The organism is Adlercreutzia aquisgranensis (assembly GCF_943193145.1).
Classification (GTDB): Bacteria; Actinomycetota; Coriobacteriia; order Coriobacteriales; family Eggerthellaceae; genus Xiamenia; species Xiamenia aquisgranensis.
In genome coordinates, this window is record NZ_CALPDA010000003.1 from 1 (window position 1) to 18,732 (window position 18,732).

Genomic DNA, 18,732 nt, shown 5'->3' on the forward strand with positions numbered 1-18,732 from the left:
AGCCGCCTCCGCGGTGGACGCCCTCATCGACGCCATCGGCACGGTGGAGCTGACCGAGGCCTGCAAGGCTGCCATCGGCGCGGCCCGCGCCGCCTACGACGCCCTGACCGACGTGCAGAAGCCGCTGGTGGAGAAGTTGGACGTGCTGGAAGCGGCCGAGCAGTCCTACGCCGACCTGGAGGCGGGCGCCGGCACGGCCGAGGGCGCCACGGTTTCCGGTCTTGCGGTGGCCCGGGGCGTTGCCCAGGTGGCCGCGATGGCTGCGGCCCTGGCCGAGGGCGACCTCGACCCGGCCGACCCGGCGCTGCCCGCCGAGCCCACCGAGGCCGACCGGGCCGTCGCCTCTGCGGTGGACGCCGTCATCGGCGCCATCGGCACGGTGGAGCTGACCGAGGGCTGCAGGGCTCGCATCGACGCGGCCCAGGCTGCTTACGCGTCGCTCACCGAGGTGCAGAAGGGCCTGGTGACCAAGCTGGCCGACCTGACGGCCGCCGAGCAGCAGTACCGTGCGCTGGAAGAGGAGGCGAAGAATCCCAAGCCCGAAGACCCCAAGCTTCCCAAGCCCGAGCAGTGGCAGGACGTGACCGATACCGTGACCGACGGCAACGGTTACTACCGCTTCGACAACCTGCCGGTGGTGGACGAGAAGGGCAAGCCCTACGAGTACCGCATCCGCATGGTGAATCCTGCCGGCGCCGAGTACATTGCTGCCGTGAACGTGGGCGGCGACGACAATGCCGACAACGACCTGCATCCGGCCGACGGCACCGCCGACAGCGCCGGCATGGGCTACACCGATCCGCTGGAGGTTCTGCTGAAGCGCGGCTCGATGCAGGCGGCCAGTTCGCGGGCTGCGGCCGACGTCAACGGCACCGAGGACGGCAATCCTGACCAGCCGCAGGCTCCGGGCGACGCGGGCGGTTCGCAGCGCCCCGGCACCTCGGTGTGGGTGTACGCGCCCACTGCCTACGGCCATGCGTTCCAGATGCTCAACGCCAACCAGTGGACCCGCGAGGCCGGCCAGGCTGTCGATCCGGCATTCTACCTGGAGCCGCCTAAGGAAGACCCCGAGCCGCCCGAGCCGGTGGTGCCCGATCCCGAAGTGCCCGAGCCTCCCGTGCCCGACGACCCGAAGAAGCCGGCCACTCCGCTGCCGAAGCCCCCACTGTCGTTCTTCCCGCAGACCGGCGACAGCATTGCGATGGTGCTGGCCATGGCCCTGGTAGCCGCAGCGGCCCTGGCGCTGCTGCTGGTAGCCTGGCGCCGCCGCAAGAAGGAGGAAGAGGAGTAGGGGGTAACCCTGGCAAAGAGAAGCGGATCCAAGCGGGTCCGCTTCTCTTTTAGTGCGATAGCGGAGTGTGCGAAGGCGATGTGAGGCGACGCGGCGGCAGGCGAAAAGGCCGCATAACGGGCTTTTCTGTCATCGGCTCTGACCTGGGGTTATGTAATGTTTTACCAGGTCATAAGCTTGCTTGATTATTAATCGAGTTGCTAGTTGTACGACGCACAACCGTCATTCTTGTCAGCTTCCGAACCCGCCTTGGGCCTTGTCTGCTTTGGGCTCTTGCCCGTTTCGGGACGGGTGGAAGGGTCCCTCGCTCGTCCTCGCTCCGCGCGCCCTCGGGGTTTCGGCCTTTCGCCGCTGCGGAATAGCTCGGGACCCTTCCGCCGGTCCCTCCGCTGCTCCGTGGCGCCCTGCCGCTGCGCTTCGCGTGCCGCTGGCCATCGCCCTCCATTGTCGCTTGCCCTGCCGCTGCCGCGATGTGGCCTCCCTACGCTGGCGTTTTTGCTTGTCCTGCTACTGGTCCGCTCCTTAAGGTTTCCTAAGCAATGTGGGGCGGAGGTGGGTCTTCGCTTGGGATGCCTGCCGGTTGTTGGCGAGGGTATAATGGCCACACGGTATCTGCGCGGGTGGTTTCGCGCGGATCGGGGAGAAGCGGAGGAACTCATGGGGACGGCAATCGGCGGTTGGTCTGTCGGTGGGGCATCGAGCGGTGACGTTGGGCGCTTCGGGCATGCGGGGCTGCGGGCGACGGCTATGGCGGCTGCGCTGGCGTTGGCCCTTGCGGGCTGCGCGAGCGACGAGCCTTCCGCCGAGGCGCAGACCGACGCTATGCCAAACGATGCGGCCATGACTCCCGCCTACAGTGCCTTCGCGGGCGTGGTTTCCACCGCAGGTGACGTGGAGGTTAACAAAAAGGCTGACGTGGCCGTGGGCGAGGTGAAGGTGTCGGCCGGCGACGTGGTTCACGCGGGCGACGTGCTGTTCACCTACGACGTGGAGTCCGCCGGCCTCGACTTGGAGAAGGCGCAGCTGGAACTCGCTCAGATGGAGAGCGAGCTTTCCATGACCCGCGCCAACAAGGAGGCCCTCGAGAAGGAGAAGGCCAAGGCCGAGGAGAGCCTGCAGCTGTCCTATTCCCTGGAGATTCAGGAGAAGGAGACGGCCATCATGGAGCAGGAGTACCGCATCCAGACGAAGCAGCGCGAGATCGAGCAGCTGGAAGCGCTGGTGGCCGACGCCGACGTGGTGAGCCCCGTCGACGGAACCGTGCGCTCCGTGAGCGACGGCAGCTCCGATTCCTCGGGCGCCTACGGCTACGACGGCAGCTCCGGCGCATCGGGCAGCGGCTCCGATGCCTTCATCGTCATCTCGAAGACCACCGACATCCTGGTCATGGGCAGCGTGGACGAGGCGAACCTGGCGGAAGTCTACGAGGGCATGGAGGTGGCCGTGCGCGCCCGGGCCGGCAGCGGCGAGTGGAGCGGCACCGTCACCTCGATCGAAACCGACAAGCCCCTGCAGCAGAACAGCTACTACTACGACCCGTCCCAGTCCAGCAAGTACCCCTTCTACGTGGCCTTGGATTCCACCGAAGGCCTGGTGGTGGGCCAGCACGTCTACATCGTGGCGGAGTGGGGCGCCTCGGGGATGATGGGCGGCGCGCCAGGCGTCGACGGGATGGGCGGCATGGAGGGCCTAGGCGACCTGGGCGGTTCCGTCGATTCCGAAATCGGCGCGGTGGACGGAGAGGGCTTCGCGGACGCGACGGATGATTCCCTGCCTGCCTCTTCGGAAGGCTCCGTCCGGGCGCTCGACACCGACGCGCTGTCCTCGGCGGGCCCTGGCCCCGCGGCCAGCGCCACGATAAACGTGCGTTAGGGGGCGCCATGCTGCTTGAGATGCACGACATCCGCAAGGAGGTGCAGCGCGGTCCCGAGCGCATCCTCATCCTGCGCGGCATCAACCTGTCCGTGGAGGAAGGCGACTACGTGGCCATCATGGGGCCTTCGGGGTCGGGGAAGACCACGCTGCTGAACCTTGTCGGCTGCCTGGACGTTCCCACCTCCGGCTCCTACACCTTCGCCGGCCGCGACATCACCGCCTGCTCGGCCAAGGAGCTCTCGCGCCTGCGCAATCGCGACATCGGCTTCGTGTTCCAGACGTTTCACCTGCTGCCGAAGCTGACCGCCCTAGACAACGTGGCCCTGCCGCTGCTCTACGGCGGCGTGCGCAAGGCCGAGCGCCGGGCGCGGGCCCAGGAGGCATTGGAGCGCGTGGGCCTGGCGGACCGGATGAGCCATCGGCCCGACCAGCTCTCCGGCGGCCAGAGCCAGCGTGTGGCCATCGCCCGGGCAGTGGCCACCAACCCCCGTCTCATCTTGGCCGACGAGCCCACTGGCGCCCTTGATTCAGCCAGCGGCCAGGCCATCATGGAACTGTTCGACGATCTGCACCGCGACGGGGCCACCATCGTCATGATCACCCACGACGCCGACGTGGCCCGCTGCGCCGATTCCGTCATCCACCTGCGTGACGGAGTGTTCGTGGACGAGCCGGCGACAAGCGCGCGGGGGCGTCGGGCGCACCATGGCACGAGCGCCCCCGGCTACGGGCACGACCCCGCAAGGAGACATCATGAGTAGGCGCCTGTCCGCGGGACGCATTTGCCTGGTGGCCGCCGTGGTGGCCGCAGCCGTGGTGGCTCTGGTGGGGGGCTTGGGCCTGGCACGCCAGCTATCGGTGAAGCCGGTGCCCGTCTACCCGGTGTCCCAGGTGTCCCAGAGCGACTTCTACTTCGGCGGCGACACGCTTATGGGCGATGTGCGCGCCGACCGCATGCAGAAGGTGTTCCTGTCCGACACCCAGATCATCGCCGAGCTGCATGTGGCCGAGGGCGACATGGTGCAGGCCGGCGACGTACTGGCCACCTTCGACACGTCGCTCACCAAGATCGACGTGGAAAAGGCGCGCATCGCCGCGGAGAAGCGCAAGCTGGAGCTGGCCGACGCGCAGCGCGAGCTGGAGCGACTGCGTAAGGCCTCGGCCAGCGAGGGGCTGGAAGGCGAGCTGGCCGCTCTGGAGGCGCGCCGCGACGAGCTGCTGGGCGCCGACGGCGAGCTGGCGGCGGAATACCCCCGGCTTCCCCTGGGCGACTTCACCCAGGAAAGCCCCCGCTACGTGGCCCTTGGCCAGGACGACGTCTCTGCGCTCGACCTGCTCGAGCAGGCCGGTGCCGATGAGGCCTACGTGGTGTTCGTCGATCAGGTCGACGGCGTGCCGCTGGCCTACACCGGCATGCGCATCGTGTGCGGCAACGACGATGCGATTGGCCGGGGAGAGCCCGATGACGGTACCGAGGCAGCCGGCAACCCGGATGGCGGCAGCGCCGAAGCGGAAGCAACTGGCGATGAGGCCGGTTCCGGATTGGCGGCCCAGGCGGACGGGGCGGCTCCCGACATCCGCTGGTCGTTCTTCGAGCCGGCGCCCCTGGAGCCAGCCGACCCCGACGAGGCGCAGCTGGCCGACGCCCAGGCTCGGGCCGAGTCCCTGGAAGCCGTGGAGCGCGATATCGCCCGCGTGCAGGAGCTGCTGGCGGCGGCCTACCCGAAGGCCCAGCTGGTGGTTATGATCGCCGACGAGGAGCGCCGCATCCAGAAGCTGCAGGCCGACGTCAACCTGGCCGATTTGGACTACCGCCGCAAGGAAGCCGAGCTGGGGGACGGCACCATCGTGGCCACGGAATCGGGTCGGGTGGTGACGGCCCAGCAGTATCCTTCGGCCGGCAACCCCGCCTTGGTGGTGTCGGCTGGCGGCGGCATGCTGGTGAACGCTTCGGTCTCCGAATTCGACCGCGACAGCCTCGCCCCCGGCGACACCGTGTCGGTCATGTCGTGGAACACGGGCCTCACCTGCGAGGGCACCGTTCAGTCCGTGGGCACCCAGCCTTCCGGCACGGAATCCTACGGTTTCGGCACCACGGAGACCTCGCTCTACACCGCGCTCATCGCGCTGCCCGACGACGCCGGCTTCCCCGAAGGCGACTTCGTGGAGGTGACGCTGAGTGCTTCCAACAGCGAAGGCGGACGCTACCTGCCCAACATGTTCATCCGCTACCAGGACGGCCAGCCCTTCGTCTACGTCGCCGACGAGAACGGCCTGCTGCAGCAGCGCTTCCTTACCATCGGCAACGATTTGTGGGGCGAGCTGACCGAGGTGAAAGCCGGCCTCGACGATAACGAGCAGATCGCGTTTCCCTACGGTTCCGACGTCTTCGAAGGCGCCCAGACGACTCCGGGCTCCTACGAGGACCTGATGACGTACTAAGGAGGCGGCACCGCTATGCTTGAGAGCATCTCGCTTGCGCTTCAGGGCCTGTGGACCCACAAGATGCGCTCGTTTCTCACCATGCTGGGCGTGATCATCGGCATCGCCTCCATCATCACCATCGTGTCCACCATCAACGGCACGAATCAGCAGATCAAGGACAATCTGGTGGGTGCCGGCAACAACGTGGTCAGCGTGCGCGTTACCCAGGACGGCAACCCGGTGGAGTTCTCCTACATGGCCATCCCCGCCTCGGTGCGCCCGTTGGATGCCGACGTTGCGGACTACCTGGGCACGCTGCCGGGGGTCGATTCGGTGGCGCTGTTCCGGTCGAACAGCGGAGGTGATGCGGTGTCCTTCGGGCGCACTCAGTTCACGGGCAACCTGTACGGCATCGACGAGCGCTACTTGGATGTGGTGGGATCGTCGGTCGCCCGCGGACGCGCCTTCACCGAAGAGGACCGGGTGAACAATCGCAAGGTGGCCCTGGTGGACCAGAAGACGGCATCCACCCTGTTCGGTGGCGAGGATGCCCTGGGCAGCATCATCGAGGTGAAGGGCGAGCCGTTCGTGGTGGTGGGCATCACGGCTAAGGACGTTACCACCGAGCCGGTCATCAACAGCGTGGAGGAGTACCGGCTCTACAGCGCCTCGGCCGCCGGCGCCATCTACATCCCGCTGGAAAGCTGGGAGGTGGCCTTCCGCTACGACGAGCCCCATTCCCTCGCGGTGCGCGCCTCGAGCGTGGACGAGATGACGGTGGCGGGCAACGGGGTGGCCGAAGCGGTGAACGCCTATGCGGTGACTTCCGACGACTACGCCTACGCCGCCGACAACCTGCTGGACAAGGCCGCCAGCCTGCAGAACCTCTCGAAGTCGGCCAACGACCAGCTGCTGTGGATCGCCGGCATCTCGCTTCTGGTGGGCGGTATAGGCGTCATGAATATCATGCTGGTGTCCGTGACCGAGCGCACCCGCGAGATCGGCCTGAAGCTGGCCATCGGCGCCAGCCGCTCCCGTATCCGCCTGCAGTTTCTTACCGAAGCGTCCGTGCTCACGCTCATCGGCGGCGTGCTGGGCGTGGCGGGCGGAATCGGCCTTGCCTACCTGCTGTCGTCGGTGATGGGCATCCCCGTGTTCGTGAGCGTGCCCGCCTGCCTGGTGGCTGTTGTGTTCTCCATGGTCATCGGCCTGGTGTTCGGTTTGGCCCCCGCCCTGAAGGCGTCGCGCCTGAACCCCATCGAGGCCCTGCGCCACGAATAGGCTGCCCGCCCCGCTGCTTCCCTCGTCCCGCGCGCACCCTCGGAGCCAGGGCCCTCCGCTGCTCTGTGGCGCCTGCCTGTTCCGTGCCGGGCCGAAGGGCTCCTCGCTTGTCCTCGCCCCGAGGGCGCCCTCGGGGCTGCGGCCCCTCGCCGCTGCGGAATCGCTCGGGACCCTTCGGCCCGGCACTCCGCTGCTCGCCTCTGTCCGCCCGCTCCGTGTCGGGCCGAAGGGCCCCTCGCTTGTCCTCGCCCCGCGTGCGCCCCGGGGCTGCGGTCCCTCGCCGCTGCGGAATCGCTCGGGACCCTTCCGCCCGACACTCCGCTGCTTTGTGGTGCTTCCTTCCCACCCGCAGGCCCGCTGCAGGTCGGTCGAATCGTGCATTTCAGGCAGGTTGGGGCGATTTTCTGCTTGAACCTGGCTGTAATGCACGATTTGGGTCGCCGCTTCGGGGGCGCAGGTGGCGTCACTGCGGTTTGCGGGGTGGTGGCGCTGCAGCTCGTGGAGTTGAGCGGGGTGGAACAGTTTGGCTGCCTAGCGGGGAATGTCCAGGTCGGCGTATTTGTCGGGGTTGCCGCTTTCGCCGATTTCGGTGGGCTCGCCATGGGCGGTGAAATCGCTGTAGCCTACGGGCATTTCGCCACCGTCGCCTTCGCCGGCATGGGCGATCTCGTCCTCGATCTCGGTCAGCGACAGCGGCTCGTCGCCCTTGAACACCGATACGTTCAGCATGCCGGCCAGCTTGCCGATGCAGGTGGTCACCACGGCGTCGCCGGTGACGTTGATGGCGGTGCGGCCCATGTCGAGGATGCGGTCGACGCCCATGATCATGGCCACGCCCTCGGCCGGCAGCCCCACGCTCTCGAACACCATGGCCAGCATGATGGTGCCCACGCCCGGAACGCCCGCCGTGCCGATGGAGGCCGACACCGCGGTCAGCACCACGGTGGCCAGCGCTGCGAACGACAGGTCGATGCCGAAGGCCTGGGCGATGAAGATGACCGCCACGCCCTGCATGATGGCGGTGCCGTCCATGTTGATGGTGGCGCCCAGGGGGATGGTGAACGACGTGATGCGCTGGTCGACGCCCACCTTTTTCTCCAGGGTGTCCATGTTCAGCGGGATGGTGGCGTTGCTGGAGCTGGTGGAGAACGCGAACAGCATCACCGGCACCATCTTCTTCAGGAAATGGAACGGGTTCAGGCGCGTGAACAGGAACAGCAGCAGCATGTACACCACCAGCAGCTGGATGAACAGGCCTAGGTACACCGTGGCGATAAACTTCACCATGGGCATGATACCGTCGAGGCCCAAGTTGCAGAACGTGCGCGCGATCAGACAGAAGATGCCGATGGGCGCCACCTTCAGGATGAGGCCGATCATGTACATCATCACGGCGTTGAACTGGGTGAAGAAGCGGTTCACGGTGGCTACCTTGCTGCCCAGGCGTCCCAGGATGAAGCCCAGCACCAGCGCGAAGAAGATGATCTGCAGCATGGTGCCGCCGTTCATGGCGGCCACGATGTTGGTGGGGACGATGTTGATGAGCATCTGGGCGATGGTCTGGTCGGTGGTGGTCGCTGTTGGGTCGACGCGCACGATCGACGCCATGTCCAGCCCCACGCCCGGCTGCATCACCTGGGCAAGGGCGATGGCGATGATGACGGCCAAAGCGGTGGTGCACAGGTACATGACGATGGTGCCGGCCCCCACCTTTCCCAGCAGCTTCGGGTTGCTCATGCTGGCGGCGCCGCAGACGATGGAGCAGAACACCAGCGGCACCACGATCATCTGCATCAGGCGGATGAACCATTGCCCCAGCACGTAGAACACGTTCTCCACCAGGATGTCGTTTACAGCCGATCCGGCGGGCGCGATGAAGCTGAGCCCCAGGCCCACCACGATGCCGGCGACCAGGGAGGCGAGGATCCAGGTGGTGAGGCCAGCGCTTTTGCGCGGCTCGTTCTTGCTGCTGCGGGACGGGGATGGTGCGGTGGTGGCTGTCATGGCGAACCTTTCGCGATGCGGTGCTGATTGCGCTGCAGCCCGGGAGCGGGGCAGCGGTTGCGTGCGTTGGGTACAGGGTAGCAGATTGCCGGCGAGGATGTCGCCTGGCTGCAGGTGCGTTGGGCGTTTGTGCGCGGTCATGCGTCTTTTCTGCGCGGTCCACCTGCGGTTCCGAATGACAGACGGCCTTGGTTCGCATGCTTGCCGTCCAACTTACGCGCGCGTCCTCCGGCTTGCCGGCACGCTTCTCGGCTTGCTGGCGCGTTTTCGGTTCGCATGCGCGTCCTCTGGTTCGCATGCGCGCCCCCTCGGCTTGCTAGCGCACCCCTTGGTTTACGTGCTAGCACCTCAGCTTAAGTCTTCGGTTCGCGCCGCCCTTCCGCATCAACCCCTCCTTTTTCAGAGATGGGTTAGTAGGGAGTTCGCGGGGGGGGCGCGGGGAACCCGCGGGGGCTCGCAGGGGGCTCGCAGGGAGTTCGCGGCCGTAATGAACGGTTTTGGCACTTGCGGCCGTCCCCGGCAGGCGGTTTCGGGCCGTAATGAACGGTTTTGGACACGTTGCCCATGGCTAACAGTACCAAAACCGTGCAATCCGGACGCGAATCGCTGGCGGGAGCCGGCTGGAGGTCCCAAAACCGTGCAATCCAGACGCAAACTGCCCACTTGGGGCGGCTAGCAGTACCAAAACCGTGCAATCCGGACGCAAACTGCCCACTTGGGGCGGCTAACAGTACCAAAACCGTGCAATCCGGCCCCGAATCGCTGGCGGGAGTCGGCTGGAGGTCCCAAAATCGTGCGATTTGGCCGCAAATTGTCGGCGGCGACTGCCGGGGTGCGAACTGCCGGTGTTGGCTGTTGAGACGCGAGCAGCGGGCTGCTCATCTTACGGTTCGGTAAGCTGGGCGATGCTGTCGGGGCCAGGCGGGTGGGGTATACTTGCGCTTACGGGAACCGGGCTGGCAACGATGCGGCGAAAGGGGGCGGCTGGTGAAGCTGCTGCTGGTTGAGGATGACGGGCTGCTGGTGGGCGCGCTTCGCGATTTGCTTGAGAGCGAAGGGTACGCCACCCGCAACGTGTCTCGGCAGGACGAGGCGCTGGCGCTGCTGGAATCGGAGCGCTTCGACCTCATGCTTCTGGACGTTTCCCTGGCCCAGGGCAACGGGTTTGCCGTCTGCCAGGGCGCCCGCACGCTGGCTCCCGATATGCCGGTCATCTTTCTCACCGCCTCCGACGATGAGTTCTCCACGGTGGCCGGGCTGGACCTGGGCGCCGCCGACTACATCGCCAAGCCGTTCCGCGCCCGCGAGCTGCTCTCCCGCATCCGCGCCGCGCTGCGCACCCGCGCTTCGGGCGTGCAGGAGCTCGTTGCCGGAAACCTGAGCTTGAACCCGTCGAGCGGGCAGGTGAGGAAAGCTGGCCGCGAGCTGTATCTTTCGGCTTTGGAATACCGCCTGCTGCTGTTTCTGCTGCAGAACAAGGGGCGCATCATCACCCGCGATCAGCTTGGCGACGCCTTGTGGGAGGCGGCGGGGGAGTACGTGAGCGACAACGCGCTCAACGTCTACATTCGCCGGCTGCGCGAGAAGATCGAAGACGACCCGGCCAACCCCGTCATCGTGACCACGGTGCGCGGCGTCGGCTACAAGGTGGCGGAGTAGGCTGCGGCATCGACTCCGCAACGGTCTGCCGGCGCAGCATCGGCAGCACGTTGCCAAGGCGAACTTGGTGGTTGTCGCCATGGTTTGTGATTCAAGCAAGGAGGAGCGCTCTCATGGGGTCGGTTGATTCCGCGGTTCGGCAGGGACTGGTCTTTTTCGCCGTCGCCCTCTGTATGGCAGCGGGCGCGTTTGTGCTGGCAGGGCGGGAGGCGGCGCTGTGCTGCCTAGCCGTGGCCTTGGCCGCCATGGTGTACTACCACGCCATCCTGTGGCTGCGTCACCGCCAGGTGCAGAAGCTTGCCCTGCGCATCGACGAGGTGCTGCACGGCTCCCGCGACGTCAGCTTCGTGAACTGTCGGGAAAGCGACATCGCCATGCTGGGCAACGAGCTTGGCAAGATGGTGGCCCGCTTGCAGCGCACGAGCAGCGACTTGGAGTGTCAGCGCCAATCACTAAGCGAGGCCCTGGCCGACGTGTCCCATCAGATCCGCACGCCGCTCACCACCATGGCGCTCATGCTGCCCGTTCTGGAAGGCGAGGCCGACCAGCGCGCCCGCAGGCGTTCCGTCCGTCAGCTGGAAGACATGCTCGAGCGGGTGTCGTGGCTGGTCACCACGTTGCTCAAGATTGCGAAGGCCGATGCGGGCGCCATCCGCATCACCAAGCGCGATACTACGCCCGCCGCTATCGCCCAGCGGGCCGTCCAGCCGCTTCTGGCCCAGCTCGACCTGCACGACGTGTCCCTGGAGATGGACTGCGATGAAGGTACGGTGCAGCTTGACGAGCTGTGGACCGCCGAGGCCCTGGAGAACATCGTGAAGAACTGCATGGAACACACGCCCGCCGGCGGCCGCATCCGGCTTGCCGCGGAAAACGATGCACTCACCTGCAGGTTCGTGATCACCGACACCGGATGCGGCATTGCGGAGGGCGAGCGGGAGCGCATCTTCGACCGCTTCTACAGCGACGGGTCCAAGCAGCCTTCCTCGGCGCTGACGGACGATGCGGCGGATGCTGGTTCGGCACGGGCTGCTCGCGGCGTGCGCGACGACGGTCGGCCGAGCGGGTTTGGCATCGGGCTTTCCCTGGCCATGTCGCTGGTGTCCATGCAGGAGGGCACCATCCGCGCCGACAACACCTCCGAAGGGGGCGCTCGGTTCACCATCACGTTCCCGAAGCTTGTCGTGTAGCTGCGAGGATGATGCTGCGGCGACCGGCTGGCGGGGGAGTGCGGCCGGCGCCGCTGCGAATCGGTGCGCTGCGAATCGTGCATGACGGGCAGGTTCTGCAGGAAAACCGTCCGAACCTGGCTGTCGTGCGTTGTTTCAGTGGCTGACTGGCGGGGGAGTGCGGCTAGAGGGGGGCGAGGCCGTGCGGGTTGGTGGAGGGGCGGGGCCGGGAGGGGGCGCCCGTGCTCAGACAGTCCTCGCTTCGCTGCGGAACTGCGCGCGGGACCCCCTCCCGGTCCCGCCCTGTGCGTTTTCCTTCGGGCCTCGCTCCGCTGGGCGTGCTGGTCGTGGGGACATTACGGTTCGGTAAGGGGGCGCGTAAGCTTTCGGTGATGCTGCTTTTCTAGACTGAGTGCAGAAGGGTAACTCTGCGCGAGAAGGAGGAAGTTGTGGATATCCTTTCCGTCAGCCATCTGACCAAGGTCTATGGGGAAGGGGAGCAGCGCACGCGGGCTTTGGACGATGTGTCGCTTTCCATTGCCGAAGGAGACTTCGTGGCCATCATCGGTGCTTCGGGGTCGGGGAAGTCGACGCTTTTGCACCTGATGGGAGGGGTTGACCGGCCCACTTCGGGGACGGTGCTCATGAACGGGCAGGACGTGTATGCCCGAAGCGACGAGGCGCTGGCGGTGTTTCGCCGTCGCGAGGTGGGGTTGATCTATCAGTTCTACAACCTGGTGCCGGTGCTCAACGTGGAGGAGAACATGACGCTGCCCGTGGCCCTTGACGGGCGGGTGGTCAACGACGAGCGCCTGCATGACCTGCTGAACCGGCTGGGGCTTGCGGGCAAGCGCGGCTGTTTGCCCAACCAGCTTTCCGGCGGTCAGCAGCAGCGCGTAGCCATCGGGCGGGCGCTCATGAACGCGCCGGCCATCGTGCTGGCCGACGAGCCCACGGGCAACCTGGACACGAAGAACAGCCGCGAGATCATGGAGCTGCTGGTGCAGTCGAACCGCGACTTCGGCCAAACGCTGGTGGTCATCACCCACGACGAGGACATCGCGCTCATGGCCGACCGCGTCATTTCCATGGAAGATGGTCGTATCGTGTCCGACGAGAGGATCCGCCGATGAGCGTGATGGGGCGCTTCACTACGCGCTCCCTGAAGAAAAACCTGGTCAGAACTATAGTTACCGTTCTGGGCGTGGCGCTTTCCGCACTGCTGGTGACGGCGGTGCTGTCCACGTTCGTCAGCTTGAACCGCTTCCTCTACGACATGGAGCTGGCGGAAAGCGGCAGCTGGGAGGCGTGCGTCGAGCTGGCCGACGGCGCGCAGGCGGCGCTTGCCCAGGAGGACGGCTCGCTGTCCGCCGCCGGTGCGCAGCTGGCGGCTACGCTGAGCGACATCGGCTTTTGCAGCTACGACGATTTGGGCGAGACCGGCGGCAACAACGACATGAGTTACCTGGCCCTCAAGGGCTTCACCGGCGACGTGTCGTCGGTGCTGGGGCTTCGCTGCACGGACGGGCGCCTGCCGCAGAGCGCTGACGAGGTGCTGCTGCCGTACAACCTTTCCGACGAGAACACCGGCTACGACAACGGCTACCGGCTGGGCGCCACCGTCACCTTGACGTTCGGTCAGCGCCAGGTCCCGGAGGGCCAGCCGAACGCGGAAGGGCGGCTGAACTCGTCTCAGGGCTTCTACGTGGTCGACGCCAACGGCGTGACGAGCGCCAACGGTGCCCGGCCGGAAGAGGTGGTCAGTGAGACGTTGGTGGACAAGCAGACCCGCAGCTTCACCGTGGTGGGCTTCTACTCCCGCTGGAACCAGGCGGTGGTTACCGGCGTGGGCTGGACTGCCTTCACCGCCGAGCCTCCCGCCCCCGGCGCCTTTACCGAAGCCTATCTGGAAGTGCCGGGCGCCCAGACGTCCGCCGAGGTGGAATCGGCCGCTACGCAGGCCTTCCCCGATGCCGAAGCGGTGCAGTTGCACAACTCTTTGCTGCGGGCGCGCGGCGTGACGTCGCAGTCGCCTTTGTGGGAGTCCTTCGGCGCCATCGTGGTGATTCTGGCCGTGGTGGTGATCGTCGCCTGCATCTCGCTGATCTACAACGCCTTCAACATCTCCGTGGTGCAGCGCATGCGCCAGTTCGGCCTGCTGGCCTCCATCGGCGCCACCAAGCGCCAGCTGCGGCGAAGTGTTGCCCTGGAAGGCGCCATTATCGCCGGCATTGGCGTGCCGCTGGGTATTTTGGCGGGTCTGGGCGCCACCGCGGCGGCTCTGGCCTGGGCAAACCCGTTGTTCATGGAGTCGATGGTGGGCGACGTCGGCCCCGGCGGGAACTATCTGGACGGGTTGTCCCTGGGACTGCACATCGACGGCGGCATCATCGCCTTCGCAGCAGTGCTTACCGTGTTCACGGTGTTCGCGAGCCTGCTCGTCCCCATGCTGCGGGCGGGCAAGGCAAGCCCCATCGAGTCAATCCGCGATACGCGTAGCGTGCGCATCGGCCGACGCGGCATGCGCAAGGCGGCTGCGGCAGCCCGCAGCAAGCGGGCCATCTGGACGCCGCGCGGCTTTGCCGGGCGCGTTATGGGCGTGGGGGGCACCATAGCTTCGCTGAACCGCTCCCGCGAGAAGTCGAAGGGCCGCACGGCCTCGGCGGCGCTGGCGGTGGCGGTGACGCTTATGATGACGGCGGGCCAGCTGGATGTGACCTTGAGCACCCTCACCCGTACCGCCGACGTCATCCCCTACGATTTCATGGTGTTCTCCTACGTCGACATCAATCGGCCGAGTGGGGACGGCGGGGAGCAGGCTGTCTCCGACGACGGCGACGCGCCCGCGACCGCCGACGACGGGGGCGCTGCGGACGCCGGCCCCTCCTACGACGAAGTCATCGACGCTTACGGTAATCTGTACCGCGACCTTTCCCAGGTTGAGGCCGTCCAGCCCCGCGGCTGGCAGGTGTCGTACGATACGGCCGGCATCGTGCCCGCTTCGGTTACAGGGGATGCGGTCGGCATGGTGAAGGCCGAGCTTCCCGACGGCGACTGCATGCCCTTGCTCACGGTGTGCCTGATGGACGACCAGCTGTTCGACGAGCTGTGCAGCCGCGTCGGCATCGATCCGCAGGAGATAACCGAGAGCGAAACGCCGAAGGCCATCGGCGCCGGCACCACCTACAGCCGCAATCCGGAAACGGGCACGTTCTCCGAGCAGAGCCTGTTCGCTTCCACGGGCGCCATCCGGGTGCTCCAGGGAAGCTCTGTGAACGGCGCGCCTCTGACCTCGTTCTACTTCGATTACGGCGATGACGGCAGCGGCGAAATCTGGGGATGCTCACGCCCCGACGCCGAGGGCAACCAGGAGCTTTCGCCGCTTGCGGAGGCGGACAACGTGCTGGCGGATGTGGACGTGGTCGCCATCGCCGGCAAGGACGCGTTCTTCAGCAGCTCCAACGAGATGACCATCGCCATGCCCCTGTCGAAGGGTGTCGAGTGGGGGTTCGGACGTTCGTTCATGAACTCCATGAGCTTCTCCGCGATGCTCGACTGCGACCACGACCGCATGATGGACACTGAGGAGGACCTGTACGCGGCGACGAACGGCTTCTCCTCCTCCTTCGTCAAAGCCTATCCGGGCACTTATGTGCACACCGGCGTGTCGAACCTGTACTCCTCCCAGGTGTCCATGACGAACCTGGTGTCTATCGTGCGCCTGTTCAGCTTGCTGTTCAGCGTCATCCTGGTGCTCATCGCCATGGCCAACGTGTTCAACACGCTCACGAACAGCCTGGCTTTGCGCCGTCGCGAGTTCGCCGTCATGCAATCCATCGGCATGGGCCGCCGCACGTTCCGCTCCATGATCGCGGCCGAGTGCGTGGGCTACGGCGCTTGGGGGCTCGTCTTCGGCGTGCTGGCGTCGCTGGTGGTGGGTTTGGCGCTGAACATGGCGCTCGGCTCGACCATCGAGAACGCCGCCTTCACCGTGCCATGGGCTTACCTGGGCCTGTCCCTTGCGCTGGTAGTGGTGGCCATGGGCCTGTCGGTGGCGTGGGGCCTGCACCTGTGTCGCAGCCGCAACATAGTGGAAGCCCTGCGCATGGAGTAGCTAAGCGCCGTCGTACCTCTGGCGTATCGGCGCGGTGATGCAGGCAGGGCCTCCTTCCGAGTTGCTTGGAAGGAGGCCCTGCTGGTTTTCGCAGTGCGCTTGGGCTTCGTCCGCCCGCCCGCGCCGGCGCTTAGCTCAGGTGCGCCTCGTAGGAGCCGCTTTGGCCGGTCACCGTGTAGGCGCGGGCCTGGCCGTCAACCTCCACGGTGACTTCGGCGTGGCCGTCGGCCATATCCTCGGTGATGTCCACCGGGTCGGCGTCGCCCACCACCAGGTGCACGGAGCCGTCATCGCCTTCCACAACCATGGCGCCACCGTCGCCGGTGCTTACGCTGAAGCTCGTGGTCTTCTCCGAAGCCACGGCCGCGTCTCCGTTCACCTCGGCTGTCGCCCCGGACGTGCTGTCGTACAGCACGACGTCGCCGTTATCGCTGTTAGCCGTCACCACAACCTCGCCGGCGTTGCCGTCCATGGTTTCCTGGCCCGTCACGGTGATGTCCACCTGCTGCCCGTCGATGGTCGTCGTGAAATGCTCGATCCACGTTTCGCCCGTCGCGGCGTAGCAGACGCCGTTGGTGACGGCGAACACGCTCAGAAGCGATGCGACGGCAACGGTGGCGTACCTGAGCGCCAGGGGTGCGCGTTTCGTTTTCTCCATGGTGATGTCCTTGGCCTTTCCCAGCACGCGCTCCGGAGCACGGACCTCGTTCATCATGGCGTGGTAGCTCGCCCGGTTACTCATCTTCCCATGCCTCCTTCAGCTGCTGTTTCAAGATTTTCCGTGCCCGCACAAGGCGGGTTCGCACCGTCGGTTCGCGAATCTGCAGAATCTCGGCGATCTGGGCGGTGCTGTAGTCTTCGAAGTAGAACAGGTGCACCACGATGCGGCATTTCTCCGGTAGGGCGGCCAGGGCGTCGTAGAGCCGCTGGTGGTTCGCGTCGCCGAAGAGGCTCGCTTCCGCGCTCGGCTCCGTCCGGGGCGCCGTGGCATCGGTGACCTCGCCCAGCGTCACGCGGCGTTTCCACAGCGTTCGCCATAGTCCCGCGCACTCGTTGACGGTCACGCGGATGAGCCAGGGTTTCACCCGCTCCGGCGAGGTGTCCTCGGGCGGCTTCGCGTACAGCTTCAGGAACGCAGTCTGCACGATGTCCTCGGCGTCGGTCAGACTGCGAGCCTGGTTGAGCGCTATGCGGTACACCATGTCGCCGTACTCGTCGACGATGCTGCGAAACTCCCGGTTGTCCACCTGTATGCCCCATGCCCTTTTCTCGTTGGTTGCGCCGGCTGCCGCGGGAGTGCGGGCCGCTCGGGCGCCTCTGCTCTGCTTCCGTTCTCGTTGAAGGCCTTCGACGGTAATACGCCCGAGCCTAGCGAAATGTGCGGTCGTATGCGAAAAAAATCGAGAAAAGCGCGGCAGGTTCGCCGCCGGCGGCCAAGGGCGCCCGAAGCGCGGGTTGCCCCCGGAGCCTTTCAGCACGGACTTCGCTGCTTCACGAACGCTTCAGTGTTGTCGGGGTTTTGCCAAGGCGGCCGACCTGCGCGGGCGCAGTGCTACAATGGCCGGATGCGATGCCCTGAAATGGGCTGATGCGGCAACAGTGCGGGGCGTGCGTGCACACGGGCATGCAGACGCGCTCGCGCCGGGATGCGCCGAAGCGTGCCTCCCGGGCGCGCAGGCGAGCCGAGAGCGTGCGGCCTCCGACATGCTGGCGCAGGCCGCTCTTGCCGTGCCGCCGCCATTGCCGCCGACACCGCAACGCGTCGGCTCTGTTCGATCGAAAGGAATTGCTGCTTATGCAGGAAAGACTGTCCGGCTTCATGACTGAGCGCCTTATCGCCCGCCACGACTGGGTGGCGGTGACCGTGCTCCTGGCCATCGGCTTCGTCACCGGTTCCTTCGTGGACTACGACCTCTCCCTTGCCCTGTACGACCCGGCAAACCTCTACGGCCAGGTGTTCGCCATGTACGGCATGTTGCCTCTGGCCATGACCTTCGCCATGGCCGGCGCCCTGTACTTCCGCTGCATCGACCGCACGCTCGGCGGCGCGCGGGTTGCGCTGCTGGCGGCCATGGGCGTCATCATGAACGTGGGGGCGCTCTACGCCTGCGCCCACGAGCCGGTGCTGGAGAGCGCCGATCCGCAGTGGGCGGCGTTTCTGGTGCACGTGGTGGCGGCCGCGGTGACCGACCTGGTGGTGCTGCGGGCGGTGCGCGGTGCGTCACGTTCGGCCATCCTGCGCTACGCCTGCCTGTGCACCTTCGTGCTGGCGTTGGAGATTCTGCTGGTCAACGTGATACTGAAGAACCTGTGGGGCCGTCCGCGCATGCGCATGATATCGGTGACCCCCGATGCCGCCTTCCAGCCGTGGTGGGTGGTAGGGTCGGACATGAAGCAGACGCTTATGGCCGCCGGCGTTGACAAGGAGGAGTTCCGGTCGTTTCCCAGCGGGCACTCCGCGTCGGCCGCCTGTGCCATGCTGTTCGCCGCGCTGCCTGCGGTGAAGTCCTGCTGGTTGGCCCGTCGCGAGCTGTTCTTCTGGATCCCCGCGGCCTTCATGCTGGTGGTATGCTTCTCGCGCATCTTCGCCGGGGCACACTTCCTCACCGACGTATGCGCCGGCGCCGGCATCACCTTCGGTAGCTTCATGTTGGGAGTGTGGTTGTTCTATCGCAACCAGGTGTCCATGGGGCAACGGGTACCCGAAGAGCGTCCGCGCGGTGCCCACGCCCGGGCTCCCAGGGGCTAGACTGGCCGAGGCTCGCGAAGCCGCGGCCGTACGGGCTGGTAGCGCGCGGGGCTGCAGCCGTGTCTGAGCCGGCCGCGGTCCACGAAGCCGTGGCTGCTGCCCCTGCGGGCGCAAGGGCAGCCGACTGCAGCGGCGCGGGCGGCTTGCTGCTTGCAGCTTGATGCGG

General features: G+C 66.4%; 13 protein-coding genes. 10 read left to right on the plus strand and 3 right to left on the minus strand.

Translation table 11 applies throughout. From position 1 onward, the window contains the following. The 5 genes from NFR41_RS02130 to NFR41_RS02150 all read left to right on the plus strand — a co-directional run. The coding region (locus tag NFR41_RS02130) for an LPXTG cell wall anchor domain-containing protein (RefSeq protein ID WP_251230531.1) at positions 1-1,291 on the plus strand (1,291 nt) is incomplete at its 5' end. 657 nt (positions 1,292-1,948) lie between these two features. Continuing rightward, positions 1,949-3,163 carry an efflux RND transporter periplasmic adaptor subunit gene (locus NFR41_RS02135; protein WP_251230532.1) on the plus strand — a complete coding sequence of 405 codons (1,215 nt, stop codon included), beginning with the start codon at positions 1,949-1,951 and terminating at the stop codon, positions 3,161-3,163. Positions 3,164-3,171: 8 nt separating this feature from the next. Next, positions 3,172-3,927, plus strand: a complete 756-nt coding sequence (locus NFR41_RS02140) for an ABC transporter ATP-binding protein (RefSeq protein WP_251230533.1) — start codon at positions 3,172-3,174, stop codon at positions 3,925-3,927. Continuing rightward, the gene (locus NFR41_RS02145; RefSeq protein WP_251230534.1) at positions 3,920-5,608 is read left to right on the plus strand and encodes an RND family efflux transporter; all 1,689 of its coding nucleotides are present in this window, start codon (positions 3,920-3,922) and stop codon (positions 5,606-5,608) included. The genes NFR41_RS02140 and NFR41_RS02145 overlap by 8 nt, the downstream gene beginning before the upstream one ends. Positions 5,609-5,623: 15 nt before the next feature. Then, positions 5,624-6,871 (plus strand): ABC transporter permease, encoded by a 1,248-nt coding sequence (locus NFR41_RS02150; RefSeq protein ID WP_251230535.1) that lies wholly within the window; start codon positions 5,624-5,626, stop codon positions 6,869-6,871. 531 nt (positions 6,872-7,402) lie between these two features. Here the strand turns inward: NFR41_RS02150 and NFR41_RS02155 are convergent. Next, positions 7,403-8,875 carry a dicarboxylate/amino acid:cation symporter gene (locus NFR41_RS02155; RefSeq protein WP_251230536.1) on the minus strand — a complete coding sequence of 491 codons (1,473 nt, stop codon included), beginning with the start codon at positions 8,873-8,875 and terminating at the stop codon, positions 7,403-7,405. 987 nt (positions 8,876-9,862) lie between these two features. On the opposite strand from NFR41_RS02155, the gene NFR41_RS02160 reads away from it, so the two are divergent. From NFR41_RS02160 to NFR41_RS02175, 4 genes are all read left to right on the plus strand, one after another. Further along, a complete protein-coding gene (locus NFR41_RS02160) occupies positions 9,863-10,534 on the plus strand; it encodes a response regulator transcription factor (RefSeq protein ID WP_251230537.1) in 672 nt (223 codons plus the stop codon). A gap of 113 nt (positions 10,535-10,647) precedes the next feature. Continuing rightward, complete coding sequence (locus NFR41_RS02165) at positions 10,648-11,724, plus strand: sensor histidine kinase (protein WP_160214337.1); 1,077 nt, start codon at positions 10,648-10,650, stop codon at positions 11,722-11,724. Between the two features lie 428 nt (positions 11,725-12,152). Beyond that, positions 12,153-12,836, plus strand: a complete 684-nt coding sequence (locus tag NFR41_RS02170) for an ABC transporter ATP-binding protein (RefSeq protein WP_160212586.1) — start codon at positions 12,153-12,155, stop codon at positions 12,834-12,836. Continuing rightward, positions 12,833-15,817 carry an ABC transporter permease gene (locus NFR41_RS02175; RefSeq protein ID WP_251230538.1) on the plus strand — a complete coding sequence of 995 codons (2,985 nt, stop codon included), beginning with the start codon at positions 12,833-12,835 and terminating at the stop codon, positions 15,815-15,817. The genes NFR41_RS02170 and NFR41_RS02175 overlap by 4 nt, the downstream gene beginning before the upstream one ends. Before the next feature lie 130 nt (positions 15,818-15,947). Here NFR41_RS02175 and NFR41_RS02180 read toward each other — a convergent pair whose 3' ends face one another. Both NFR41_RS02180 and NFR41_RS02185 read right to left on the minus strand, forming a co-directional pair. Further along, positions 15,948-16,559 (minus strand): hypothetical protein, encoded by a 612-nt coding sequence (locus tag NFR41_RS02180; RefSeq protein WP_251230539.1) that lies wholly within the window; start codon positions 16,557-16,559, stop codon positions 15,948-15,950. Further along, a complete protein-coding gene (locus NFR41_RS02185; protein ID WP_251230540.1) occupies positions 16,552-17,064 on the minus strand; it encodes an RNA polymerase sigma factor in 513 nt (170 codons plus the stop codon). The genes NFR41_RS02180 and NFR41_RS02185 overlap by 8 nt, the downstream gene beginning before the upstream one ends. A gap of 548 nt (positions 17,065-17,612) precedes the next feature. Between NFR41_RS02185 and NFR41_RS02190 the strand changes: the two genes are divergently transcribed. Further along, the gene (locus NFR41_RS02190; protein WP_251230541.1) at positions 17,613-18,566 is read left to right on the plus strand and encodes a phosphatase PAP2 family protein; all 954 of its coding nucleotides are present in this window, start codon (positions 17,613-17,615) and stop codon (positions 18,564-18,566) included. Positions 18,567-18,732: the final 166 nt, after the last annotated feature.

Excerpts from the sequence above, each read along its gene's own strand:
- NFR41_RS02135 (WP_251230532.1), top strand. The coding sequence starts at position 1,949 with ATGGGGACGGCAATCGGCGGTTGGTCTGTCGGTGGGGCATCGAGCGGT.
- NFR41_RS02140 (WP_251230533.1), top strand. The coding sequence starts at position 3,172 with ATGCTGCTTGAGATGCACGACATCCGCAAGGAGGTGCAGCGCGGTCCC.
- NFR41_RS02145 (WP_251230534.1), top strand. The coding sequence starts at position 3,920 with ATGAGTAGGCGCCTGTCCGCGGGACGCATTTGCCTGGTGGCCGCCGTG.
- NFR41_RS02150 (WP_251230535.1), top strand. The coding sequence starts at position 5,624 with ATGCTTGAGAGCATCTCGCTTGCGCTTCAGGGCCTGTGGACCCACAAG.
- NFR41_RS02155 (WP_251230536.1), bottom strand. The coding sequence starts at position 8,875 with ATGACAGCCACCACCGCACCATCCCCGTCCCGCAGCAGCAAGAACGAG.
- NFR41_RS02165 (WP_160214337.1), top strand. The coding sequence starts at position 10,648 with ATGGGGTCGGTTGATTCCGCGGTTCGGCAGGGACTGGTCTTTTTCGCC.
- NFR41_RS02175 (WP_251230538.1), top strand. The coding sequence starts at position 12,833 with ATGAGCGTGATGGGGCGCTTCACTACGCGCTCCCTGAAGAAAAACCTG.
- NFR41_RS02180 (WP_251230539.1), bottom strand. The coding sequence starts at position 16,559 with ATGAGTAACCGGGCGAGCTACCACGCCATGATGAACGAGGTCCGTGCT.
- NFR41_RS02190 (WP_251230541.1), top strand. The coding sequence starts at position 17,613 with ATGCAGGAAAGACTGTCCGGCTTCATGACTGAGCGCCTTATCGCCCGC.